The sequence below is a fragment of the Xanthomonas sp. NCPPB 2922 genome (assembly GCF_041520885.1).
Lineage (GTDB): Bacteria > Pseudomonadota > Gammaproteobacteria > Xanthomonadales > Xanthomonadaceae > Xanthomonas > Xanthomonas campestris.
Genome location: NZ_JBGOFY010000014.1, coordinates 37,874 through 59,661 on the forward strand (window position 1 = coordinate 37,874; position 21,788 = coordinate 59,661).

Sequence of the window (21,788 nt, forward strand, 5' to 3'; positions counted from 1 at the left end):
ATTGCCACACACGGCCAACCCGCCAATGCAAAACGCCCGCCGTGCGAGGCAGGGCGGGCGTTTGCGTTCATCGGCACTTGGCGCAGATCAGAAGCGCGCTGTCACACTGATGTCATAGGTGATGCCCGGCTGATACTCGTACAGGTCCACGCGGTTGCCGCCGCGCGATTGATATTCCTGGTACTTGGTCTTGAGCAGATTGCGCGCGGCAAAGTTCAGCGAGAGCTTGTTGCCCGACCACACCAGCCCCTTCTTGATCACCAGATCCAGCTGCGTGCCCGGCTTGTCGATGTAGTCCGGCTGGCCCGGGCGGCCACGTGCGGAAATCCGCTCGCCCACGTAGTTGGCAATCAACGTGGCCTGGCTGTTGGTGCTTTCGCTTTCCACACCGATCTGCAGGTTGGCGATGTCGTCGGACTGCCCCTGCAGCGTGCTGCCATCGCGCACGAACAAGGTCGCCTGCACCGGTGCGGCAAACCCGAACGGCTGCACCGTGTCGCCGTCGCTGGCGCTGACCTCGGACTTGGTACGCGTGTAGTTGCCCGAGATGAACATGCGGTTGTCGCCCCACCAGTTGGCGGCGATCGGCAGGTCCAGATACTTCTTGGCTTCCAGCTCGATGCCGTACAAGGTGGCTTCCGGTGCATTGATGAAGCTCTGCACGATGCCGCCGCCGGGCGCGTCATTGACGATGGCTTCGATCGGCTTGTCGATCTGCTTGTAGAACAGGCCAGCGGTGACGTACTCGCCCGGTTCGAAGAACCACTCGTAGCGCGCATCCAGATTGACCAGTTTGCTGTCGACCAGGAACGGGTTACCGAAGAACTGGCGGTCGATGTCCGGGTCCAGATACTGCTGCGGCGCCATCTCGCGGAACTGCGGCCGCGCGATGGTCTTGGACGCACCGAAGCGCAGCTGCTGGTTCTCGGCGAAGTTCCAGGTCACCGTGGCCGAGGGCAGCGCGTAGCTGTTCTCCAACGGTGCCACGCTGTCCTGGCGTGCGCCGCTGAAGATGTCGTACGGATGCACCGCCTGGGTGGCGTCTTCATAGCGCACGCCCACCGTGGCACGCAGGGTCGGCACGATCTCGCCTTCCATCTGCAGGTAGGCGGCCTTGACCTTGAGCGTGGCGTCGTAGGCGGCCGCACCGAAGCTGCCGGTGGTCTCGCGCAGGCGCAGGAAATCGTTGCTGAGGTTGTAGTCGGAGATCAGGTAGTCCACGCGCTGGTACTGGTTGTAGAACGGCAACGGGCCGTCCAGCGCCAGGAAGCGGAACTCGCGATTCCATGCGGTGCGGTCGTTGTCCAGATACGCAAGGCCACCCTTGACGGTGAGGTCGTGCTCGATCGGCAGGCGCCAGGTCACGTCCACGCCGCCGCTGGCCACTTTATCGTCGACCTTGCTGAAACGCGTGTAGTTCTGCACGCGCGAGGCATCGTGCGCCCAGTAGCCGTCCAGCAGTTCGTAACGGATGCCGGTCTCGTACGGCACATCGCGGCTGGCGTTGGCCAGCGCAGCACGCCATTCGATCTTCAGATCGTCGTACTCGCCAAACGCATGCGTGCCGCGCAGCTGGTTGTTGATCAGCTGGCGCGCGTACCACTCGGTGTTGTCGTCGCGCACATCGAAGCCGGCCAGTTCATCGCGGCCGTCACGGCTGCGCGCCACCTTCAAGGTGTCGTGCACGTACAAGGTGGTCCAGCCGATGGTGTGGCGGCCGTATTCCCAGCCCAGGCCCAGCATGCCGTTGCTGCGCACGTTGTTGCGGGTGGTGGCGAAGTCGTAGTTGGAATTGAACTCCACCGTGTCGCCGGTGAAGATGCCGTCCTGCTGTTTGCCGGTGCGCGTGCGCCATTCGTTGTCGTAACTGGCCACGGCCAGGATGCCCAGCTTGGCCTCGCCAATGTCCATGCTGTAGCCGGCGCTGGCGCCGACATTGACGTCCGGATCGATGCTGTCCTTCTCCTGCAGCACATACAGGTTGGCGTTGTTCATGCTGCGGCCAATGCGGCGGATGTCCTCGCGCGAGAAGCTGCCCAGGTCCACGCGCCGGCCGGTGGCGATGGCATCACGCAGTGCGCCCGGTTGCTTGCGCGCGCCATCGTCGAAGCCCCACTCGTCATCGCCGGAGCCGTAGTAGGTCAGGCCCTTCTCGCCAGTACTGACACTGTTGGCGCCGCCACCGACGGTGAGCGAAAAGAACGGTTTTTCCGGCACGGCCATCGATTGCAGATCGATCACGCCACCGCCGAATTCGCCGGGATAATCGGCCGAATAGGTCTTCTGCACGGTCACGCTTTGCAGCACGTCGCTGGGGAACAGATCCAGCGGCACCACGCGCTGCATCGGCTCGGGGCTGGGCAATGGCGAACCGTTGAACAGCGCCGAGGAATAGCGCTCGCCCAGGCCGCGCACATAGACATATTTACCGCGCGACAGGCTCAGGCCGGTGACACGCGTCAGCGCGACCGCGGCACTGCTGTCGCCGGTGCGCTCCATGTCCTCGCGGGTGACGAACGACGCCACTTCGGAGGTCTGCAGCATCGGTTCGGGAATGTATTCACCGCGCACCACGACCTGGTCGAGTTGCTTGGGCGCAATGGCGGCAGCACTGGAGCTGCTGGTGCCGCCGCCGGCATCGGTGGTGGTGGTGGACTGCGCCATTGCTGCACCGGAGGCGAGCAAAGCGGAAATGGAAAGAGACAAGCCCGTCCGCGAAAGACGGGCAACAGCGAAGGTTCGCATCGTGGGAGCCCTGGCAACAGAAGAATGAAGGCGTGGATGCAGCGCGGAGCGGCCGGATGCCGCTCCGCGCTGCCCGGCCTCAGCAGGGGCGGTCGGCGGTCAGGCCGCAGGTCCAGCCCTGCCACCAGGTGTCGTTGGCATCACGCACGCCACCGATGTAATTGATCTGCTGGAAGAAGCTGCTCACCCCGGTCAGGCCCTGGAACGCCGGCACTGCAGACTCGTTGGCGCCGTTGATGAAGGTGTTCTGCAAGGTGGACACACCGTTGGCCACGTTGTTGGTGCCGGCCGCGAACGAGGTCGCTGCACGCGCATCGCTGCCGAAGGCGGTCGGGCAGGCGAAGAACACCGACTGGAACACGCCGGCGGTATCGGCATCGGCCATGTTCAAGCACACCAGACCATCGCCGGTGCCGCCGGCAGGACGGGTAAACACCGAGTTGTAGAACGCCGCCTGGGTGCCCTGGTTGAGCATGATCGCCGCACCGGCACGCGCATTGCCCACGTAGGTGAAGTTGGCCACCTTCGGGCGCGAATACGGCTGCCGACGCAGGCTGCTCCACTCGTTCATGCGGTCGCCGCCGCCGGCGCGCTGCACCACGATGCCGAACTGCAATGCACCGCTCCAGCCGGCATCGGTATCCAGCGCATCGTCGTCGGCGCCGGTGATGACCACGTGGCTACCGTTGACCGTGCCACCGAACCACTCGATGCCGTCGTCGGAGCTGTTGTGGATCTGCACGTAATCCATCCGCGTGCCGCTGCCCACGCCGGCCATGGTGATGCCCTGCAGCTCGTTGTTCGGCGAGATTTCAAAGCCCGAATACATCACGCGCAGATAGCGCAACGTGCCGCTGTTGTCGGTGGCGTTATTGCCGCCGTAGAACGCGTTGGTGCCTTCCACCTGCGCCTGGCATTCCGGCGTACCGGACACCGTGGCGGCCGGGCAGTTGTTGATCGCTGCGCGACCCAGCACCACGATGCCGCCCCACAGACCGATGGTGTTGGCACTGACCTGGCCTTCCAGCGCCTGGCGTGCGGTGAACACGATCGGTGCGGTGGCGCTGCCTTCGGCAAAGATCTGCGAGCCGCGGTTGACCACGATGTAGTCGCTGCCCGACGAACCGTACAAGGTCACGCCCGGCTCGATGGTCAGCACGCCCTGCACGCTGCCGGCGGCCGGCGCGGTGGCGTTACCGCCACGGTCGGTACCGACATTGACGCGGCCGCTGATCGAATACGCCGTGCCGGCGCGCGCAGGCACCACCAGGTTGCCGCTGACGGTTTCCGGCAACTGGCAGGCGCGCAGCGTGTTGTTGGCGATGGTGCCGACGTTGGAAAAACCGGTGGGGCAATCTGCAGCCGGGCCGGTCGGCGCCGGGGTTGGTGTCGGAGCCGGCGTTGGTGCGGGCGTGGGCGCCGGGGTCGGGGTCGGTGCGGGCGGAAACGCGCCTTCGCCCGGCGAAGCAACACGGTCGGCACCGCCACCGCAGGCGGACAACGCCAGCGCGGTGCCGAAGGTCATGAGAAGGGTTTTACTGCTATTGCGAACGGACATGCGGCTGATCTCCAGGTCAAAGGGTCCGGTATGAAGAGGAGTCGTCAAGAATGGTTGCGTTCCGCTCACTGCAGTGGAGAGCACGTTCAAGATCCCCGTCACTTTTATAGAGGGCGTGTGTTGCATTTGTCTTACGCGACACACGCTGACACACAGCTGCCACATGTCGGCATGCACTGTAGCGGGATGACAAACACCTCCATTCCCGCCGATTTGGGCGACTGGATCATTGCCCAGGCCATCGCCGGACACCCGCCCGAGCACACGCTGCAACCGCTGCTGGAAGCGGGCTGGAGCGAGCAGGACGCCATCGATGCGGTGGAAGCGCTGGTACGCGCGCATGTGCAGGCACACGCGCAGACGCACGGCCTGCCGGTGCCGGTGCGCGTGCCCGCACCGCTGCAGGCCGACGCGTCGTCGCTGCTGGATCTGGGCGATCGCCAGGTGCAGGTACTGGTCAGCCTGATGCTGCCGCGCGTGGTGGTGCTGGGCGGCCTGCTCGCCGATGACGAATGCGATGCATTGATCGCACTGGCACGCCCACAGCTGGCGCGCTCGCGCACCGTGGACAACCGCGACGGCAGCGAGATCGTGCATGCTGCGCGCACCAGCCACAGCATGGCCCTGCAACCGGGTCAGGATGCGTTATGTCAACGCATCGAAGCGCGCATTGCGCGGCTGCTGGAATGGCCGGTGGAGCACGGCGAAGGGCTGCAGGTACTGCGCTATGCCACCGGTGCGCAGTACGCGCCGCATTACGATTACTTCGAACCAGATGCCCCCGGCACGCCAGTGCTGTTGCAGCACGGCGGGCAACGCGTCGCCTCGCTGGTGATGTACCTCAACACGCCCGAACGCGGCGGCGCCACGCGCTTTCCCGATGTGCATCTGGACGTGGCCGCGGTGAAAGGCAACGCGGTGTTTTTCAGCTACGACCGCCCACATCCGATGACACGCACCCTGCACGCCGGCGCACCGGTGCTGGCCGGCGAAAAATGGGTGGCCACCAAATGGCTGCGCGAACGCCCGCTGCACGCACCGAACTGATCGGTGCTGCAGCGTGCCGGCATGCGTGGGCTTTCGTGGCGGTGTTAGCGGCTGCCGAACACGCGTTGGTCGATGCGCAGCATCACCAGGCGCAGCGGCGTCCACGCCAGGCACAGGCCGGCCAGGATGCCCAGGGTGTCGGCCAACGCGTCGTACGGATCGGCGCTGCGATTGGTGGTGAGCGCGCCCTGGGCAATCTCGATCCCGATGCCGAGCAACACCAGGCCTAATGCCGCGAACACCAGCGCACGCCGTGTGGCGAACAACTGCACTGCGCCCCAGCACAGCAACGCGAAGGTCAAAAAATGCTCGGCCTTGTCGCTATTGGACGGCAGCTCCGGGAACTCCGGCGGCGGTCCCAGGCACACGCCGATCACCACCAGGATTGCCAGAACCCACAGCCCCACCCACAGCGCTGGCCGCCGAAACGGCCGCAACGCCTGCGTCATAGCCGCCACGTCAGGTCGCCCGCCAGAAACGCCGGCGCAAAATCCACGTCGCGTGCAAAGCCCATCACCTGGAAACGTTCGCCCATCTCGCTGGGCAAGGTGAGCTGTTTGACCTGCTGACGCAGGCGCATGCGGCCGACCTCGTCAGTGCGCGCATCGGCTTGGGTCAGCAACGCATCCAGCCCGTTGCCAAGCAGGAAGTTGGCCTGCGTGCAGTAGCCCGCCAATTCGAAACCGGCGCCGGTGCCGGCTTCGGCCAGCGCGGTGAAATCCACCGATGCGGTGAGGTCCTGCAGGCCCGGCCAGCGGTACAGATCGGTGTGCATGCGATGGCGATAGAACGCGCGCAAGGTGCCGTCTTCGCGCTGCGCACGGTAGAACTCGCCACGCGGGTAGCCGTAGTCGACAAACAGCATCGCGCCGCGCTTCAAGCCACCGGCCACCGCCTGAATCCAGTACGGCAACTGCGGCAGCAACTCCGAGCGGTAACCATCGGCAAACGGTTGCTCCAGGTAACGCTCTAGATGCCGCACCGCCGCGCCCAGCAGCGCATCGGCCGGCTGCTCGCCACGCGCGAAGTGCTGCTGCGCATCCAGCACCACGGTTTCTTCATACACCTCGCCATCGCGCAGGGTGAAACGCGGCGTGGGCAATGCGTCGATGACTTCGTTGGCGAACAGCACGCCGTCCCAATCGTCCGGGAACGGGCCATCCAGCCACTCCACCAGGTCGAACACCGGCGGGATCAGGCTGCGTCCCAATCGTTCGCGCTGGCGCTCGCGTAGATCGGCGCTGGGCTCCAGGATGGCGTAGCGCTCGGGCAAGGCATCCAGTTCGAGCAGGCGCTTGAGCGTGACCTCGGCAAACGCGCCGCTGCCGCCACCGACCTCCAGCACACGTGCCTGCGGCCCGAGTTGCTGCAGCACCGGCGCCAGCGCACCGGACACGGTGGCGGCAAACAACGGGCCCAACTCCGGCGCGGTGACGAAGTCGCCGCTCTCACCGAACTTGCTCGCGCCGGCGCTGTAGTAGCCCAGGCCCGGCGCGTACAACGCCAGCTCCATGAAACGCGAGAACGGAATCGCGCCACCGGCGGCGGTGATTTCGGCGCGCAAATGCGCGGCCAGTTGATCGCTGTGGGCCAGTGCGTCCTGATCGGGAACGGGAAGGTCGGCGTGCATGCGGGCACCGGTTGCGGAGACAATGCACAGGATAGCCGAGCCTTTCGCAACGCCGAGCGAGTACGCCATGACAGACAGTTCCAAGGTGGTCCTGATCACCGGTGCCGCCCGCCGCATCGGCGCGCAGATCGCCACCACCCTGCACGGCGCCGGCTACCGCGTGGCCCTGCATGCGCACCGCTCCGGCGATGCATTGGCCGCGCGCGTGGCGGCGCTATGCGCCCAGCGCGCGGGCAGCGCCTGTGCACTGCAGGCCGACCTGCGCACGCCCGAGGCACCGGCCCAGCTGGTGGACGCCTGTGTGGCTGCATTCGGCCGCCTGGACGCGGTGGTCAACAATGCCAGTGCGTTTTATCCCACCGTGCTGGGCGAGGCCACGCCGGCGCAATGGGACGAGTTGTTCGCGGTGAACGCACGCGCGCCGTTCTTCATTGCACAGGCCGCTGCGGCGCAGTTGCGCGCGCACCACGGCGCCATCGTCAACCTCACCGATCTGCATGCCGAACAACCCATGCGCCAGCACCCGCTGTATGGCGCCTCCAAGAGCGCGCTGGAAATGCTGACCCGTTCGCTGGCGCTGGAGCTGGCGCCGCAGGTCCGCGTCAATGCCGTCGCACCGGGCGCAATCCTGTGGCCGGAAGACGGCAAGGCCGACGCCGCCAAGCAGGCACTGCTCGCGCGCACGCCGCTGGCGCGCACCGGCACGCCCGAAGAAGTGGCCGAGGCCGTGCGCTGGTTGCTGGACGATGCCAGCTTCATCACCGGCCATACCTTGCGCGTGGACGGCGGCCGCCGGCTCAGCTGAGCGCGGTTACTGCGGCAATGCCACCGCGTTGTCCAGTTCCACCGTGGTGAACGCGCTGCCGTATTGCGGATGCGCCTGCCACAACGCCGCCAGGGTCTTGCCGCTCAGCGGGTCGACGAATGCCGGCGCAATGTCAGCCAACGGCTTGAGCACGAACGCATGCTTGAGCTCGGGCCGTGGCACGCGCAGGTGGCCCGGCCCTTCCACGATGCGGTCGCCGAAAAACACCACGTCCACATCCAGCGTGCGGTCGCTGAAACGCGGCCCGCTGCGATCACGGCCGTGGCGGTCTTCCAGCGCATGCAACCAGTCGTCCAGCGCCTGCAGCTCCCAATCGGTCTGCAGCTGCACGCCGTTGTTGACGAAGTCCGGGCCATCGAAACCAACCGCCGCGGTGCGATACGCCGGCGAGACGTCGATCGGGCCAAAACGCGCGCGCAAGGCCTCGACGGCCAGACGCAGGTAATGGGTTGGCTGGACGTTACTGCCCAGGCTGAGGAGCACGGTGGTCATGCGATATTCGCGCATGCGGGCGGCGTCAGCGTCAACCGTCTTGCGCGCATGCCAGCTATTCGCTGCGCGCACGCCGCCGTGCGCAACGCGGCTCAGGCCACTTCGAGTGCGTGCGCCACGGCGCGGAACACGCGGCGCATCTCGAGCGGTTTGCGCAGCACGTGCACCGGGATATCGTGGGGAAGATGCGCACGCTGCAGCGGCGCGCCGACATCTTCCAGCACGATCGCCGGGCCCTGGTAGCCCAGTTCCTGCATGCTCAACAGCACGCTCACCGCCGATAGCAGGATGATGTCGCTGTCGATGATCACCAGATCCGGCATGGCGTGCTGCTGCACCAGTTGCAACGCCGCAGCGCCATCGGTGGCCAGCTGCGGCTGGTAACCCTGGCTGGAGAGCGCATTGCCCAGCAGCGACAGCCGCGTGGCTTCGCCGTCCACCAGCAGGATGCGCTGGCCGTGCCCAAGCGCCAGCGGCGGCTCGCTCTCGGTGGTGGGCGTCACCGCCGCGCGCATCGGCACGATCATGTCAAAGCGCGTACCCTCGCCCAGGCGGCTGTCGACCAGGATCGTGCCGCCGTAGCTTTCGATGATGCGCTTGCACGAAATCAGCCCCAGCCCGGTGCCATCGGTCTTGGTGGTGAAAAACGGGCTGAACAAGCGCGCGCGGGTGTCATCGCTCATGCCCACGCCGGTATCGGCCACGCTCATGCGCAGGCGGGTGCCGTCGTGCTGCTCGGCCGACAAGGTGAGCGTACCGCCACCGGGCATCGCCTGGATCGCGTTCAAGCCCAGGTTGAGCAGGCACTGCTGCAGCTCGGTGTAGTTGGCTTCGATGGTGAGGTCGGAGACCACCATGTCCATCTTCAGGCGCACGCCATCGGGCAGGCTGCTCTTGAGCAGCATCTGCACGGCCTGGAACAGGTTGGCCACCGACACCTGCTCGCGCGGCTTGTTGGAGCCGCGCACGAACGACAGCATCGACTCGGCCATCTCATGGCCACGGCGGCCGCATTCGGCCACCACGTTGGCCAGCTGGCGCAGTTGGGGGTCGTCGGTGCGCCCGGCCAACAGGTCGGGCACGATCAGCAGCGGCTGCAGGATATTGCGCAGGTCGTGACTCAGACCGGCCGCCAGCATCGCCAGGCTTTCCAGGCGCTGCGCACGCATCAATTCGCTTTCCACACGCTGGCGCTCGATCTCCGCGCGTGCCTCGCGGATGGCGCGCAATACCGCGCTTGGCAAGCGGGTGGGGTTGTGCTTGATGATGTAGTCGTTGGCACCGTCCTGCAGCGCCTTGACCGCGGTCTCCTCACCCATGGTGCCGGAGACGAAGATGAAGGGCGTGGCGCCACTCTGGCGCACCAGGCGCAAGGCCTGGTGACCGGAGAACCCGGGCATGCTCAGGTCAGACAGCACGATATCCGGCTGAAACCGCTCCATCGCCGCGCGCAGCGACGGCTCGCTGTCCACGCGCTCGAACGCGGCATCGATGCCCGCGTCCAGCAGCTGATCGGACAACAGCTCGGCGTCTTCCGGTGAATCTTCCACCAGAAGAATCTTCAACTGTTCGTGCTGGCCACCCTCATGCGGCATTGGTCAGTCCAGCTCCGGTGCCTGATTGATCACTGCCCAGAAGGTACCCAGCGTCTTGACCGCGTTGAAGAACTGGTCAACGTCCACCGGCTTGACCACATAGGCATTCACGCCCAGGTCCCAGCTGCGCGCCAGGTCGCTCTCTTCGCGCGATGAAGACAGGATCACCACCGGCAGGCGCTTGAGCGATTCTTCGTTGCGAATCTGCTTGAGCACTTCCAGCCCATCCAGGCGCGGCATCTTGATGTCCAGCAGCAACACGGCCGGCAGGCCTTCCTCGCGGTTGGCGAAGGCGCCGCGCCGCAACAGGTAATCCATGGTTTCCACACCGTCTTCCACATGCACGATGGGATTGGCCAGACGGGCATCGCGCAGCGCGTCGACGGCCATCTCCGCGTCGGCCGGGCTGTCTTCTGCCAGAAGAATGGTACGGATGGCGGTCATACGGTGGACTCTTGGTTGGGCGCTTCAAGCGCAGGGGGAAGGACAAAATGGAAGGTGGCGCCCTCGTCCACGACGCCTTCGGCCCAGACGCGGCCGCCATGGCGCGCGAGGACGCGGCGCACGCTGGCCAGGCCAATGCCGGTGCCGGGGTATTCGCTGACCTTGTGCAGCCGCTGGAACACGCCGAACAGCTTGCCGCTGTAGTCCATGTCGAAGCCGGCGCCGTTGTCGCGCACGGTGAAATAGTGGCCACCGTCGGGCATGGGCTCGTAGCCGATCTGGATCTTGGCCACCTCGCGCTTGGTGCTGTACTTGACGGCATTGCCCATCAGGTTCATCCACAGCTGGCGCATCATGTTTTCGTCGGCAATCAGCACCGGCAGCGGCGCGATGTGCCAGTCCACGCGGTGGCCGGTGTTTTCGCTCTGCACGTTGGCATCCAGGATCGCGCGCGTCTCGGCCACCAGCGATTGCATGTCCACTGCCTGCAGACGCAAGGCGCTGCGGCCCAGGCGCGAATACACCAGCAGGTCGTCGATCAGCGAGGCCATCCGCCGCGCCGAGCTGCTGATCACTTCCATGTAGTGGCGCGATTTCTCGTCGGCTGCATCGCCCAGATGACGGGCCAGCTTGTCGGAGAAGCCGGCCACGTGCCGCAGCGGCGCGCGCAGATCGTGCGAGACCGAATAACTGAAGGCCTCCAGCTCGCGGTTGACCTCCGAGACCTGCTCCACCTTGCCTTCCAGCTGTCGATTGAGCTCCTGGATGCGCTGCTGCGAGACCTTCTGCAGGCTGATGTCGCTGACCGTCATCAGCACCACTTCTTCCTCGCCATCCTCGGGCAGCGGCATGCGGCGCGCGTTGATCAGCATCGTGCGCAGCACGCCGTCGGCGCCACGCTGCTCATGCTCGAAATCCCACAGCTCGCGGTCGCGCAGCAACACGTCGGCCAGGCGCTGGTGGATCTGCGGATCGCGCCAGGCGCCATCACCCACATCGTCCAGCAGCATCAACTCATTGCCGCGCTCTTCCAGGCCATATAGCTCGGCAAACGCCGGGTTGTGCAGCACGATGCGCTGGCGTGCGTCGAGCAACACGATCGGCTCGCGCACGGTCTGCAGTACCGAGCCGGCACGGCCGCTGGCGCGCAGGTATTCCTGTTCGGCCGCCAGGCGGCGCCGGATCTGCCGCTGCAGCAACCAGATCACCGTGCCCAGCAACAACAACTGCACCGCCAGCGTGGCCCAGCTCAGCACCTTGTAATGCAGGCGCTCGCGTTCGGCGCGCGCATTGCGCACGCTCAGCAACCGGCCTTCGGCGGTCTGCAGATCGCCGATCAATTCGCGGATCGGGTTGCTGACCGTCATCTCCTCGATCAGTGCACGGATCTGCTCCGGCGCGCGTGTCACCGCGATACGCTCGGCCAGCAACAGGCGGCGCTCGATGGTGCTCTGGATACGCCCCATGCGCACCTGCTGGCCAGGGTTGTCCTTGGTCAGCGCGATCAGATGCGTGATGGCCTTCATGGCCTCGGTGCGGCCCTGGCGCATGCGCTCAACCAGCACCGGGCGATCCACCCCGTGCGAGCGCATCATCACCGCCGACTCGGTATCGCGCATCGACGCTTCCAACCGCTGCGCGGTCTCCTGCACGTCCTGGCTATGCGACACCCACTCCGCCGCCTGATTGGCGTTGGCGGCCATCTGCTGCAACAGCAGCGACGGCACCACCACGATCAAAAACACGGCAACCGCCAGTAACGGCAGGCGCCAGCGATCCCAAACGTCTTCTCGGACCGGTGTTTGCATTACGGGGTCTGTGTCCGCTCGCGGCAGTGGGCTAGGCAGGGCGTATTGTCCCCGATCAGACCCGCATTGGAATGAATGCTTCAGGCTCAGCTGCGCCGGTCCATGACATAGCTGAATGGGCATATCATAAGTGCAGCGCGCGTGAAAACGGCGCGAGAACTAGCCCAGCCGACCGGCGGTATTAGAGGTGCTCTACGCCCTGCTACCAACCGCCTCAGACCTGCCGTGGCGGGCGATCAGGCGCCAGCACAAATGGCGCTGCTCGGTGGCAGCGCGTGCAGATTGCCGCCCGGGTACAGGTGTGCGTGGCGGGTCCCGGCGCACTGCCCTCCGCACAGGCTGCCATGGCGCGCGGCAACATCACATTCGGCAGCGCGGAGACCCTCACGCAACGCCGATGCATGCGCAGCATGTCAGCAGGCATGGCCCGCCCTCCGCCTTCGACATCCCACGCACAAAAAAAGGCGCACTCCCGTAAGAGTGCGCCTCGTGTCGGGCAGCCGCCTCGCCTCGGCCGGCCCGGCATGCGTGCCTGCTGCTTACATCTTTGCAGCAGTGACCTTCAGGCCGGTCGACTTGACGCTCTTGACGCCCTCGATGCCCTTGGCAACGGCCACGGCCTTGTCATGCTCGGCCTTGGTGGCAACGCTACCGGTCAGGGTCACGATGCCGTTCTTGGTCTCGACCTTGACGTCGGTGCCGGACACATTGTCGGTGGCCAGCAGATCGGCCTTCACCTTGGTGGTGATCCAGGTGTCGGTGACCGGCTTCTTGGACTCGTTCATGCCGGCGGCATGATCCTTGTGGTCTGCGTGTTCCTGCGGTGCGGCAAATGCCTGCGACGCGCCAAGCGTCAGACCGAGCGACAGCGACAGAGCCAACAACTTGCGTGCATGCGTCATGGTGTTCATCCGATTACCCTCCGTTGGGTGTGGGGCGAGTCTGCGGGCCCAGCCGTCGCGCGGATGTGACCGCTGGATGCAGAGTTCGTGAACCCGGCGCACACGGGTGGGTGCAATACCATGCAGGTCTTCCCCAGCGTTGCGGTGAATCGTTTTCAATGCCTAAACCATTCAATCTGGCCGTCGTCGGCTATGGCTATGTTGGCCGCACCTTCCACGCACCGCTGATCGCCAGCACGCCCGGCCTGCAGTTGCACAGCGTGGTGTCGTCCAAGCCGCAGCAACCGCAGGCCGACTTCCCCGAGGTGCGCGTGCTGCCCGACCTGGAGGCCGCACTGGCCGACCCGGCGCTGGATGCGGTGGTCATCGCCACGCCCAACCAGACCCATGCGCCGATGGCGCTGCAGGCGCTGGCGGCCGGCAAGCACGTGCTGGTGGATAAACCCTTCGCCCTGGATGCCGCGCAGGCCCGCACCGTGGTGGACGCCGCCGCAGAGGCCGGCAAGATCGTCAGCGTGTTCCAGAACCGCCGTTGGGATGCGGACTTCCTCACCGTGCGGCGCTTGATCGAAGACGGCCAACTGGGCGAGGTGGTGGAGTTCCATTCGCACTTCGACCGGTATCGCCCGCAGGTGCGCGACCGCTGGCGCGAAAGCGATATCCCCGGTGCCGGGCTGTGGTACGACCTGGGGCCGCATCTGCTGGACCAGGCGTTGCAGTTGTTCGGCATGCCGCAGGCAATCAGCGCAGACCTGCAGCGTCAACGCACCCAGGCGCGCAGCGACGATTACTTCAACGTGGTGCTGCGCTATCCCCGCTTGCGGGTGATCCTGCACGCCGGCTCGCTGGTGGCCGACGGCAGCCTGCGCTTCGCCGTGCACGGCACCCGTGGCAGCTATCTCAAGCATGGCGCCGATACGCAGGAAGACCAGTTGCGTGCCGGCCGCCGCCCCGGCACCGCCGGCTGGGGCATGGACCCATTGCCCGGCACGCTCACCCGCGTGGACGACGAAGGCCGTGTGCACACGCATCAGCCCGATGGCGTACCCGGCGACTACCGCCATTGCTATGCGGCCTTCCGCGACGCAATGGCCGGCACCGCACCGCCGCCGGTCAGTGCTGCCGACGCGATGCGGCTGATGGAGCTGCTGGAGCTGGCGCAACGCAGTGCCGCGCTGGGCCAGGTGCTCTGGCTGGAAGGCAACAGCAGCGACTGAGCGCCAAGGCCCGGCAGAGGCGGTGCGGCGCTCACCGCGCGCGGCTGCTGCCACGCGCACACGCTGTTGTTGAGCAGACATGCATGCCACGCCAAGCGTGGCGCACACGTTCGTGGCCTGATCAGGCGTCCTTGCTGCCGATCGGCGGCGGGGTTGGCGTAGTGGTCAGCACCGCATGCCCACCGAACTGATTACGCATCGCCGCCAGCAGTTTGTCGGTAAACGAATCCTTGTCGCGCGACCGCAACCGCTCCATCAGCGACAAGGTGATCACCGGCGCGGAGACTTCCAGGTCGATGGCCTCTGCCACCGTCCAACGGCCTTCGCCAGAATCGGCCACATACGGCGCAATGCCGCCCATGGTCGGGTTGTGCGCCAGCGCATCGGCGGTGAGGTCCAGCAGCCACGAACGCACCACGCTGCCATCGCGCCAGATCTCGGCAACCTGGTGCAGGTCCAGCGCGAAATCGGTCTTGTGCTGCAGCAGCGCGAAGCCTTCGGCATAGGCCTGCATCATTCCGTACTCGATGCCGTTGTGGACCATCTTGGTGAAGTGGCCGGCACCGCTCGGGCCCACCCGTCCCCAGCCCTTGTCCGGCGCCGGTGCCAACGTGGCCAGCACCGGATGCAACGTGGTCACGGCCGCTTCGTCGCCGCCCACCATCAGGCTGTAGCCTTCCTGCAGGCCCCACACGCCACCGCTAGTGCCGCAATCGACAAACGCAATGCCGATGGACTGCAGCTGCGCGGCGCGGCGCTGCGAATCCTTGTAATACGAATTTCCGCCATCGATGACGATGTCGCCGGCCTGCAGCAACGGCAGCAGCTGCGCCAGCGTGTCGTCGACGATCTTGCCGGCCGGCACCATCAGCCACACCACACGCGGACTCGGCAGTGCGGTGACCAGCGTGGCCAGCGCGTCGGTTGTCTGGATGCCCTTGGATTGCGCACTGGTGCGTGCGGCAGCGCCCAGATCGAACCCATGCACGCGATGCCCGCCGCGCACCAGCCGCTCGGCCATGTTGGCGCCCATGCGGCCCAGTCCCACCATACCCAGTTCCATAGTCACTCCTCGTGTCATCTGATCAGTGCAGGGTGCCACGCGGCACGTAGAACGGCGTGGCGGAATTCTCAATGGATTGTTCCAGCGTGTGACCAGCCGCGCATTGCTGCAGCTGCCAATCGATCCAGCGCCAGTACAGGGTGCTGCGCAGGTTGTGCAGGGTCAGGTCGATGGCATACGGCGTGCGCGGGTTACGGTCGAGCAGGCGCGCCACGTGGTAGCCGATCGGCTTGACGCCCTTGGGGTGCACGTACACCTGAAACCCCTGGTAGAACGGGTCGTCCAGCAGCGCAAGCAGTTCCTGCAGACGGGCCTGCTGATGCGCATCCAGGCTGGCGCGCAGCGCGGCGTCGCGTTCGTACAGCAGCCGCTCGAAACGCCGCCGGCCGGGCCCGCGCAACTCTTTGGCCAACTCCCAGATCTGACGGTTACGCGCGTCGTAGTACGCAAAGCCACCGCGGCGTGCCAGCGCCTGCGCGGCTGCATCGCTGACATCCACCACCACGAAGTTTTCGGCCTGATTGTGGATGTCGTCCAGATACGCCTTGTCGAACACATGCGCGATGAAGCCAGGCGCCCCCACGAAGGCTTGGCGCCCCAGCTGCGCAGTCTTGACCGCCTTGCCATCGGCGAAAAACTCGCCGGCGTGCGCACCCAGCAAAATGCTGTCGGTGTCGTGCAAGGTCAAAAATGTGCCGATCGACAGCTCGCCCGCGCTAAAGACCGTATCGAAGCCTGCATCGCCGTAGAGTTCGCGCTGCGTGGCCAGTTGCGCCACCTGCCGGCCCACCCCGCATTCGGAGCGCACCTGGCCGCGATAGAACGCATCCAGCGCCTGCGCGTTGCTCCCGCTTGGCTGATAGCCGCGACCGAAGCTCTTGAATCCACTCCACCCTTGCGCGGCAGCGCCACGCCAGCCAAAGCCGATCCAGCCCAGTTGCACTGCCGAAAAGCGATAACGCGGGTTGTCCTGCAGTTTGCTCACTGCACGTTGTGTGGCCGCGCCCAGCTCGAACGCGTACGCGCACCGCGTGGCGGGATCTTCCAGCAGCGCCCGCAAGGCATCGCCGCGTTGCTGCGCGTTCCACTGCGCCGGCAGCACGGCGTGCAAATCGCCTGCCTGCTGCGCCTGCGCCAAGGTGGCGCGCGTACACGGCAGGCCACGTGCGATCACCGGTGCCGTGGTGGATGCCTGCTCGATCCGCCAGCCCATCCGCCGCAACAACGCCTCCACGCAATCGGCATCGGCCGCGGTTGACGTTGCACCGGGTGCCGCCAACACGCTTTGCAGCAGCTGCGCACCCAACAAGACCGCCGCACAGACAACGCGCGCGCTGCGCCGTGCGTGCAGGCGTCGCTCAACGGGTGTGGGAGACAAAGTCATGCGAGGCGGCATTGATCAAGCGTAGATCCGCTCTGCGGCGCGGGCAAAAGAAAGCCCCGGCAGGGCCGGGGCTCGTGGTGTTCAGTCGCTCAGCCTCAAAGACGCTCGCAGACGCGTTCGACCCGGCGATCGCCATTATTTTGCTGGCTGTTGCCCTGGATCGTGCGGCCTGCCGCACCGCCTGCCACCGCACCCAGCACGGTTGCGGCCTTCTTGCCGTTACCGCCGCCCACCTGGTTGCCGAGCAGACCGCCGACGATGGCGCCAGTCGCGGTGCCGGCGATGCGGTTCGGGTCACGGGAATTCTTCTGCACTTCCACGTTCTTGCAGCGCACGCGGGTACCGTCATTGAACCTGCGGCCCTCGTCTGCCGTCGTGTACCGGTGCTGCGAGTAGTTTTGCGCCTGCGCGAAGGTGCTCGTCGCCATCAGAGCGATCAGGGACATACCCATCAGGGAAGTGTGCATTTTCATCGTACGTCTCCATCGTTCTCGCCCATTCGGCGAGCCATGGCTGCACTCTGGTCGCTACGTCGAGAACAGTACGTGAAGCGAACACCCCGCTATTCAGGCTTCAGCGCGGAGCGTGAAATGCACCGTCACGGCTGCGTTGCGGGCTCGCTCCGCGGCACCGGGGCTGGTGCGGGCGGCGGGTCCTGCGCTTCAACCGGCAGCGGCGCGACAGGCGGCTGCGCAACGGTGGTCGGCATTGCTGCCGGCGGCGGCGCAGTGGTTGCCGGCGCTGCCGTGGTGGGCACTGGCTGCGTTGCTGGCACTGGCGCCGGAGCTGCATGCGCCGGTGCCGGTGCCACAGCGGCCGGCGTGGATTCGGCCACCTTCGGCAGGTACGAATTCAACCGCTCGAAGAAGCGCTTGTAGAAGGCCGCGTCCTGCACGGTGGTGCTGGACACACGCACCAGCGAATCGCCGCTACTGCCGACCGGCACCGACAACGAGCCCAGCACGCCCACGCCCACGCTGGCGGAGGTGGAGCTCTTCTTCAGTGCATAGCGGTCCTGCAGCGCGCTGACAAACACCTGCGCGGTGCCACCGTCCTGCCCGGCGCAGGAAATGCGCAGATTGAGCTGCTCGCTCTGGTCGGCTTCCTTGAGCTGGAAGTTCTTGCTGCCCTCCACGGCGGCGGCATCGGCGCGCGTGACCGCATAGCCCTGGCTCAACAGCACCCGCCGCGCCGCCTCGCACGCCTGCGGCGAGGTCGCGCTGACGTTGCGCGAATAGGTGTCGTCGGAATTGAACGACTCGCGCATCAGCATGGTGTCGCCTTTGCTGCCACCGCAGCCGGCGAGAGCCGCCAGTGCGCCAAGCAACGCGCCGCGCGCAATCAGGGAAGAACAAGACATGGGTAAATTCCGGCATCCAAAACCGGCACAGAGCATAGCCGCAACCCATGTGCGCGCGGTGTCGCGTCCGCCGCTCAGGGCTGCGCCGGTTCATCCATCGGCAGTTGCAGGTCCACCTGCAGGCGGCGGCCATCGGCGTCCAGGCGTTCGGCGCGTAGATAGTGGTGCGCCGCGACCATCACCAACGGCACGGCGGGCAGACATGGCGCGCCCCACAGGCTCAGCGCGAAGCCCTGCGCGTGCAGCCAGTGGGTCAGCCGGTCCCAGACCGCCTGCTCGCCGTGCACGATCAGGTCCAGATCGGCCGGGCCATCGGGCACCTGTTCGGGCGCCTGCAGCCAACGGGCGTAGCTGCCATGCGGGGTGACGGGCAGGCCCTGCTCGCGCAGCGCCCGCAGTAGCTGCGATGCGGCCTGCAGATCCAGGCGGCTGCGGCAGTGCTGGAAGATCAGCGCATATTCGTGGCTGCGGTTGCTGGCGGTGTCGCGCTGCGCCAACACCCCCCCGGCGCGTGGATAGAACAGCACCCGCTCCTCGCGCAGCGTAAACAGGCTGGACAGGATGCGCCCCAGGTCCCAGGCCTGCGGCACCAGCTGCCCGTCCAGCACCACGTTCTCCACCATCGCCACGCCGAAGCCGCCTGGCCGCAGCTGGCGACGCAGCGCATGGAACACCGCACGCAAGCCGGCCAGATAACTGGCGTAATCGGTGCTGGCATACAGCTGGCCCGGCGCCACCGGCCCGGACCAGTGGCAGCCGAAATACGGCACGTTGGTCAGGCACAGGTCCACCGGCGCGGCGGGCGGCACCTGCGCCAGCCCGCCCACCACGACCGGCGCCTGCACCGCGTGCCGCCGCAAGCGCTCGCGTGCCACTACGGCACGTGCCGGGTCGACCTCCATGCCATGCGCCTGGCGGCCTTCCAACGCGGCCGCGAGCAAGGTGCTGCCGAACCCGCAGAACGGGTCGAACACCTGCTGCCCCGGCGCACTGAAATGGCGCACGAACGGGCGCATCTGATTGACCCAGCCGCAGTCGCGCCCATGCAAGGGATCGGCGGCGCGCAGGTCGTCCGGCAGCGCCCAGGCCGGATCGTCCGGCGCGGGCGTCCACCAGCTGCGCTGATCGAATTCATCCATGGCCTGGCTCCCACAGGATGTCCGCATCCGGGTCCCAGCCTGCGCACAGCCGGCCATTGGCGAAAAACACCAGCTTGTACAGATCGCCGCTGGCGTGGCGGGCATGCATGGCGGCGTAGTCCGCGCTTTCGAACACCACGTGCATGCCGTGCGCATCGCGCAGCCGCACGTTCCAGAAGTAGTAGCCCTGGGTCATGCCGTCGAGCGTCCAGCCCGGCCACCACGGCTGTTGCATGCACTCGGCCAGCAAGGTCTCCACGCCGATGCGCCGTTGCTCGATGTAACGCACGGTACCGTTGGTGCGGTAGCCGGCATCCAGCCGCGACAGCTCACGGAAGATCACCTGACTGGCGCCGCAGCGTCGCGCGAACTCCAGATAGCGGGCGATTTCCTGCGCGGTATCCACGCCGCCTTGCTGCACGATGCACACCAGGCGCACCGGCACGCGCAGTGCCAACCGATTGGCGGTGTGGACGAACGTTTCCACCTGTGCGATCGGCTCGTCCGGGCGGAAGCGCATGATCGCGTCGTTGCCGGCCTGCAACGGATGATGGCGCGACAACTCGATCCACGACAGATCGAAGTCCACCAACGCATCGATCAACGCCTGCCCGTGGCTGCGCGCCAACCCGGCGCCATTGCTGTAGAGCACCCGCTGCGCGACCTGCGGCCCGTTGCGCGTGTTCGCCAGCGTCTGCAGCAGGGTCTGCAGCCACGCCGCATCGTCGGTCATTTCCAGACCCGACAACGAATACGACAACGGCACCCCAGCCAGCAGCTGCAGCACACGCCGCAAGTGGTCGAAGTACGCCGGCCCTGGCCGCAGCTGCGCGGCCGCCACACCGCCGGACTGCGAGCGCAGATTCTCCGAGCAGAAGCCGCAGCGCGCCGAACACGGCCGCACCGAGGCGTAGGGCGTCAACGTGATCGGCAGCGCCGCGCGATACCGGCGCCCGCCGATCTCCAGTGCATGCCAACGGTCGACATCGTGGGCAGCCGGCACCCGCTGCTCGATCGCCGGCGCGGCAGCCCGCAAGGTGGCCAGCACCGACGCCGCCGTCACCTGCGTGCTGGGCTGCTCCGGTGTCAGCGCCGCGCTGGCCTGCGCACCTGCCTCACAACCGGGCAGCATCTGCATGTGCACGCACCTGCTCCAGCGTCCATTCCTGCAGCATCTGCCCGTTCTCCCACACCGTGACCAAGGCATCGTCGCTGTCGCCCGCGTGCGTGGCGACCTCGTCGAGCAAGGCGCTGCGGTACTGGCCCGTTGCACGGTCGCGCAGCAGCGTCAGCCGGCCGCGCTTGCTCTGCTTGCCCTGATCGGTGATCGGGTCCTTGTAGACATCGATCCATGCGCCATCCACGCGCACCGCCGAGCACTTCAGTGCGAACTTCTGCGTGTCGCGGTCCACCTTCTGCAGCAGCGCACCGCCCATGCCGAAGGCGACATTGTCGGCCGCATATCCGGCAGCGGTGATGCGTTCGAGAATGGCGCGCAGCGACTGCGGATTGATGCCATCGCCCTGGATCACCCGCACGTGGTTGAGCACCTTGTAGCCCTTGCCGTTAACCTGATGGCCGAACGCCTCGTCCAGCAACAACAGACACTGCTCGACCACGTCCACCGGGTCGCCCGAATCCGGGCGGATCACCACGGTCGCACCGGAGGCGATGATCTCCTCGCGCAGCGTGGTGCCCCAATGCTCGCGAATGGCGCGGTAAATGTCGTAGCTGTCCGACACCACCGCCACGATCGCGCCCGGCCGCGCAAACTGCGTGAGCATGTTGCGGTATGCATCGACTTCGCGCTCGCGCCCCCAGCTGGTGATGGTGCTGTGCTCGGCTGCGGGGATCGAATAACCGGCCACCGGCGTGTGGTAATGCGCGCGTGCCAGCAGCAACGCCGACAAGGTATCGGTGCCGAGGAAGTTCACCAGGTGCGCCGCACCACCCAGCGCGGCCGAGCCCAGGCTGGACACGCCACGCGCACCGAAGTCATGCAGCTTGAACGGCAACTGGCCTTCGGGATCGTCGCTGGTGCGTTGCAGGAAATCGCGCACGATCTGCTTCACCTGCCAGCTCACCGTGGCCACGGTCACCGGATACCACACGCGCAGCAGCAGGGTCTCCAGATACGACGGCACCCAGAACGCCTTGGCGTCGGTGGATTCGATCGTCATCAGCACGTTGTGCGTGGGCACCACGCAGCCTTCGGGCACCGCACGGATGCGGATCGGCAACTGCCCACCCAAACGGTCGACGATGTCGCGCCAGCCGGCCTCGTTGAACGGTTCTCCATGCGCCGCCAGCAATGCCTTGGCATCGTCGATGTCGGCGTGCGTCACCGGGCGGTTGATCGCTTCTTTCAGGATCGACTGCAGGCCGAAAAACACGGTCTGGTCGTACACGCCGCCGCGCGATTCCACGTAGAAAAACGAGGCATCGGTGCCAGGCGGATATTGCAGCCAGTGGCTGGCCTTGTAGCTGTCGGTGTTGAGCAGCAGGTTGTCGAGATAATGCATGACGGAAGCTCCTTCGCGTCGGGAGGCCGGCGGTCTGTCCGCCAGCGGGAGGTCAT

The 21,788-nt window shown here is 66.3% G+C and carries 19 protein-coding genes; 3 read left to right on the plus strand and 16 right to left on the minus strand.

Annotated elements, in window-relative coordinates:
• Positions 1-87: 87 nt before the first annotated feature.
• On the minus strand, positions 88-2,745 hold the full coding sequence (locus ACD584_RS15320) for a TonB-dependent receptor domain-containing protein (RefSeq protein WP_076037195.1): 2,658 nt from the start codon (positions 2,743-2,745) through the stop codon (positions 88-90).
• Positions 2,746-2,824: 79 nt separating this feature from the next.
• A complete protein-coding gene (locus tag ACD584_RS15325) occupies positions 2,825-4,303 on the minus strand; it encodes a hypothetical protein (RefSeq protein ID WP_175611684.1) in 1,479 nt (492 codons plus the stop codon).
• Positions 4,304-4,489: 186 nt separating this feature from the next.
• On the opposite strand from ACD584_RS15325, the gene ACD584_RS15330 reads away from it, so the two are divergent.
• Positions 4,490-5,350 (plus strand): 2OG-Fe(II) oxygenase, encoded by an 861-nt coding sequence (locus ACD584_RS15330; protein ID WP_076037197.1) that lies wholly within the window; start codon positions 4,490-4,492, stop codon positions 5,348-5,350.
• Positions 5,351-5,394: 44 nt separating this feature from the next.
• Here the strand turns inward: ACD584_RS15330 and ACD584_RS15335 are convergent, their stop codons facing one another.
• The gene (locus ACD584_RS15335) at positions 5,395-5,799 is read right to left on the minus strand and encodes a membrane protein (RefSeq protein ID WP_016944396.1); all 405 of its coding nucleotides are present in this window, start codon (positions 5,797-5,799) and stop codon (positions 5,395-5,397) included.
• The gene (locus ACD584_RS15340) at positions 5,796-7,049 is read right to left on the minus strand and encodes a class I SAM-dependent methyltransferase (RefSeq protein WP_014508984.1); all 1,254 of its coding nucleotides are present in this window, start codon (positions 7,047-7,049) and stop codon (positions 5,796-5,798) included. The genes ACD584_RS15335 and ACD584_RS15340 overlap by 4 nt, the downstream gene beginning before the upstream one ends.
• Here ACD584_RS15340 and ACD584_RS15345 point away from each other — a divergent pair.
• Positions 7,048-7,785 carry a pteridine reductase gene (locus ACD584_RS15345; RefSeq protein ID WP_014508985.1) on the plus strand — a complete coding sequence of 246 codons (738 nt, stop codon included), beginning with the start codon at positions 7,048-7,050 and terminating at the stop codon, positions 7,783-7,785. The two genes, ACD584_RS15340 and ACD584_RS15345, sit on opposite strands and share 2 nt — an antisense overlap.
• A gap of 6 nt (positions 7,786-7,791) precedes the next feature.
• Here the strand turns inward: ACD584_RS15345 and folK are convergent, their stop codons facing one another.
• The 5 genes from folK to ACD584_RS15370 form a co-directional block, all read right to left on the minus strand.
• Positions 7,792-8,298, minus strand: coding sequence for a 2-amino-4-hydroxy-6-hydroxymethyldihydropteridine diphosphokinase (gene folK, locus ACD584_RS15350; protein ID WP_011038531.1), 507 nt, complete (start codon positions 8,296-8,298; stop codon positions 7,792-7,794).
• Between the two features lie 92 nt (positions 8,299-8,390).
• A complete protein-coding gene (locus ACD584_RS15355) occupies positions 8,391-9,893 on the minus strand; it encodes a hybrid sensor histidine kinase/response regulator (protein ID WP_070689663.1) in 1,503 nt (500 codons plus the stop codon).
• 3 nt (positions 9,894-9,896) lie between these two features.
• Positions 9,897-10,337 (minus strand): response regulator, encoded by a 441-nt coding sequence (locus ACD584_RS15360; protein WP_011038533.1) that lies wholly within the window; start codon positions 10,335-10,337, stop codon positions 9,897-9,899.
• Positions 10,334-12,145, minus strand: coding sequence for a CHASE3 domain-containing protein (locus tag ACD584_RS15365; RefSeq protein WP_076037198.1), 1,812 nt, complete (start codon positions 12,143-12,145; stop codon positions 10,334-10,336). The genes ACD584_RS15360 and ACD584_RS15365 overlap by 4 nt, the downstream gene beginning before the upstream one ends.
• A 539-nt stretch (positions 12,146-12,684) precedes the next feature.
• Positions 12,685-13,056, minus strand: a complete 372-nt coding sequence (locus tag ACD584_RS15370; RefSeq protein WP_014508988.1) for a BON domain-containing protein — start codon at positions 13,054-13,056, stop codon at positions 12,685-12,687.
• Positions 13,057-13,205: 149 nt separating this feature from the next.
• Here ACD584_RS15370 and ACD584_RS15375 point away from each other — a divergent pair, with 149 nt between their 5' ends.
• Positions 13,206-14,264, plus strand: coding sequence for an oxidoreductase (locus tag ACD584_RS15375; protein ID WP_076037199.1), 1,059 nt, complete (start codon positions 13,206-13,208; stop codon positions 14,262-14,264).
• Positions 14,265-14,385: 121 nt separating this feature from the next.
• On the opposite strand, the gene gnd is transcribed toward ACD584_RS15375, so the two are convergent.
• The 7 genes from gnd to ACD584_RS15410 form a co-directional block, all read right to left on the minus strand.
• On the minus strand, positions 14,386-15,327 hold the full coding sequence (gene gnd / locus ACD584_RS15380) for a phosphogluconate dehydrogenase (NAD(+)-dependent, decarboxylating) (protein WP_076037200.1): 942 nt from the start codon (positions 15,325-15,327) through the stop codon (positions 14,386-14,388).
• Between the two features lie 22 nt (positions 15,328-15,349).
• On the minus strand, positions 15,350-16,723 hold the full coding sequence (locus ACD584_RS15385; protein ID WP_076037201.1) for a hypothetical protein: 1,374 nt from the start codon (positions 16,721-16,723) through the stop codon (positions 15,350-15,352).
• Between the two features lie 83 nt (positions 16,724-16,806).
• A complete protein-coding gene (locus tag ACD584_RS15390) occupies positions 16,807-17,184 on the minus strand; it encodes a glycine zipper 2TM domain-containing protein (protein ID WP_070689656.1) in 378 nt (125 codons plus the stop codon).
• Positions 17,185-17,309: 125 nt separating this feature from the next.
• On the minus strand, positions 17,310-18,071 hold the full coding sequence (locus ACD584_RS15395; RefSeq protein ID WP_175611685.1) for a DUF2242 domain-containing protein: 762 nt from the start codon (positions 18,069-18,071) through the stop codon (positions 17,310-17,312).
• A gap of 74 nt (positions 18,072-18,145) precedes the next feature.
• Positions 18,146-19,210 (minus strand): DNA methyltransferase, encoded by a 1,065-nt coding sequence (locus tag ACD584_RS15400; RefSeq protein WP_076037203.1) that lies wholly within the window; start codon positions 19,208-19,210, stop codon positions 18,146-18,148.
• On the minus strand, positions 19,203-20,348 hold the full coding sequence (locus ACD584_RS15405) for a hypothetical protein (protein WP_228437974.1): 1,146 nt from the start codon (positions 20,346-20,348) through the stop codon (positions 19,203-19,205). The genes ACD584_RS15400 and ACD584_RS15405 overlap by 8 nt, the downstream gene beginning before the upstream one ends.
• Entirely contained in the window at positions 20,326-21,732 is a 1,407-nt protein-coding gene (locus tag ACD584_RS15410; protein ID WP_070689650.1) for a nicotinate phosphoribosyltransferase, read from the minus strand. Before ACD584_RS15410 ends, ACD584_RS15405 begins: the two co-directional genes overlap by 23 nt.
• Between the last annotated feature and the right edge of the window lie 56 nt (positions 21,733-21,788).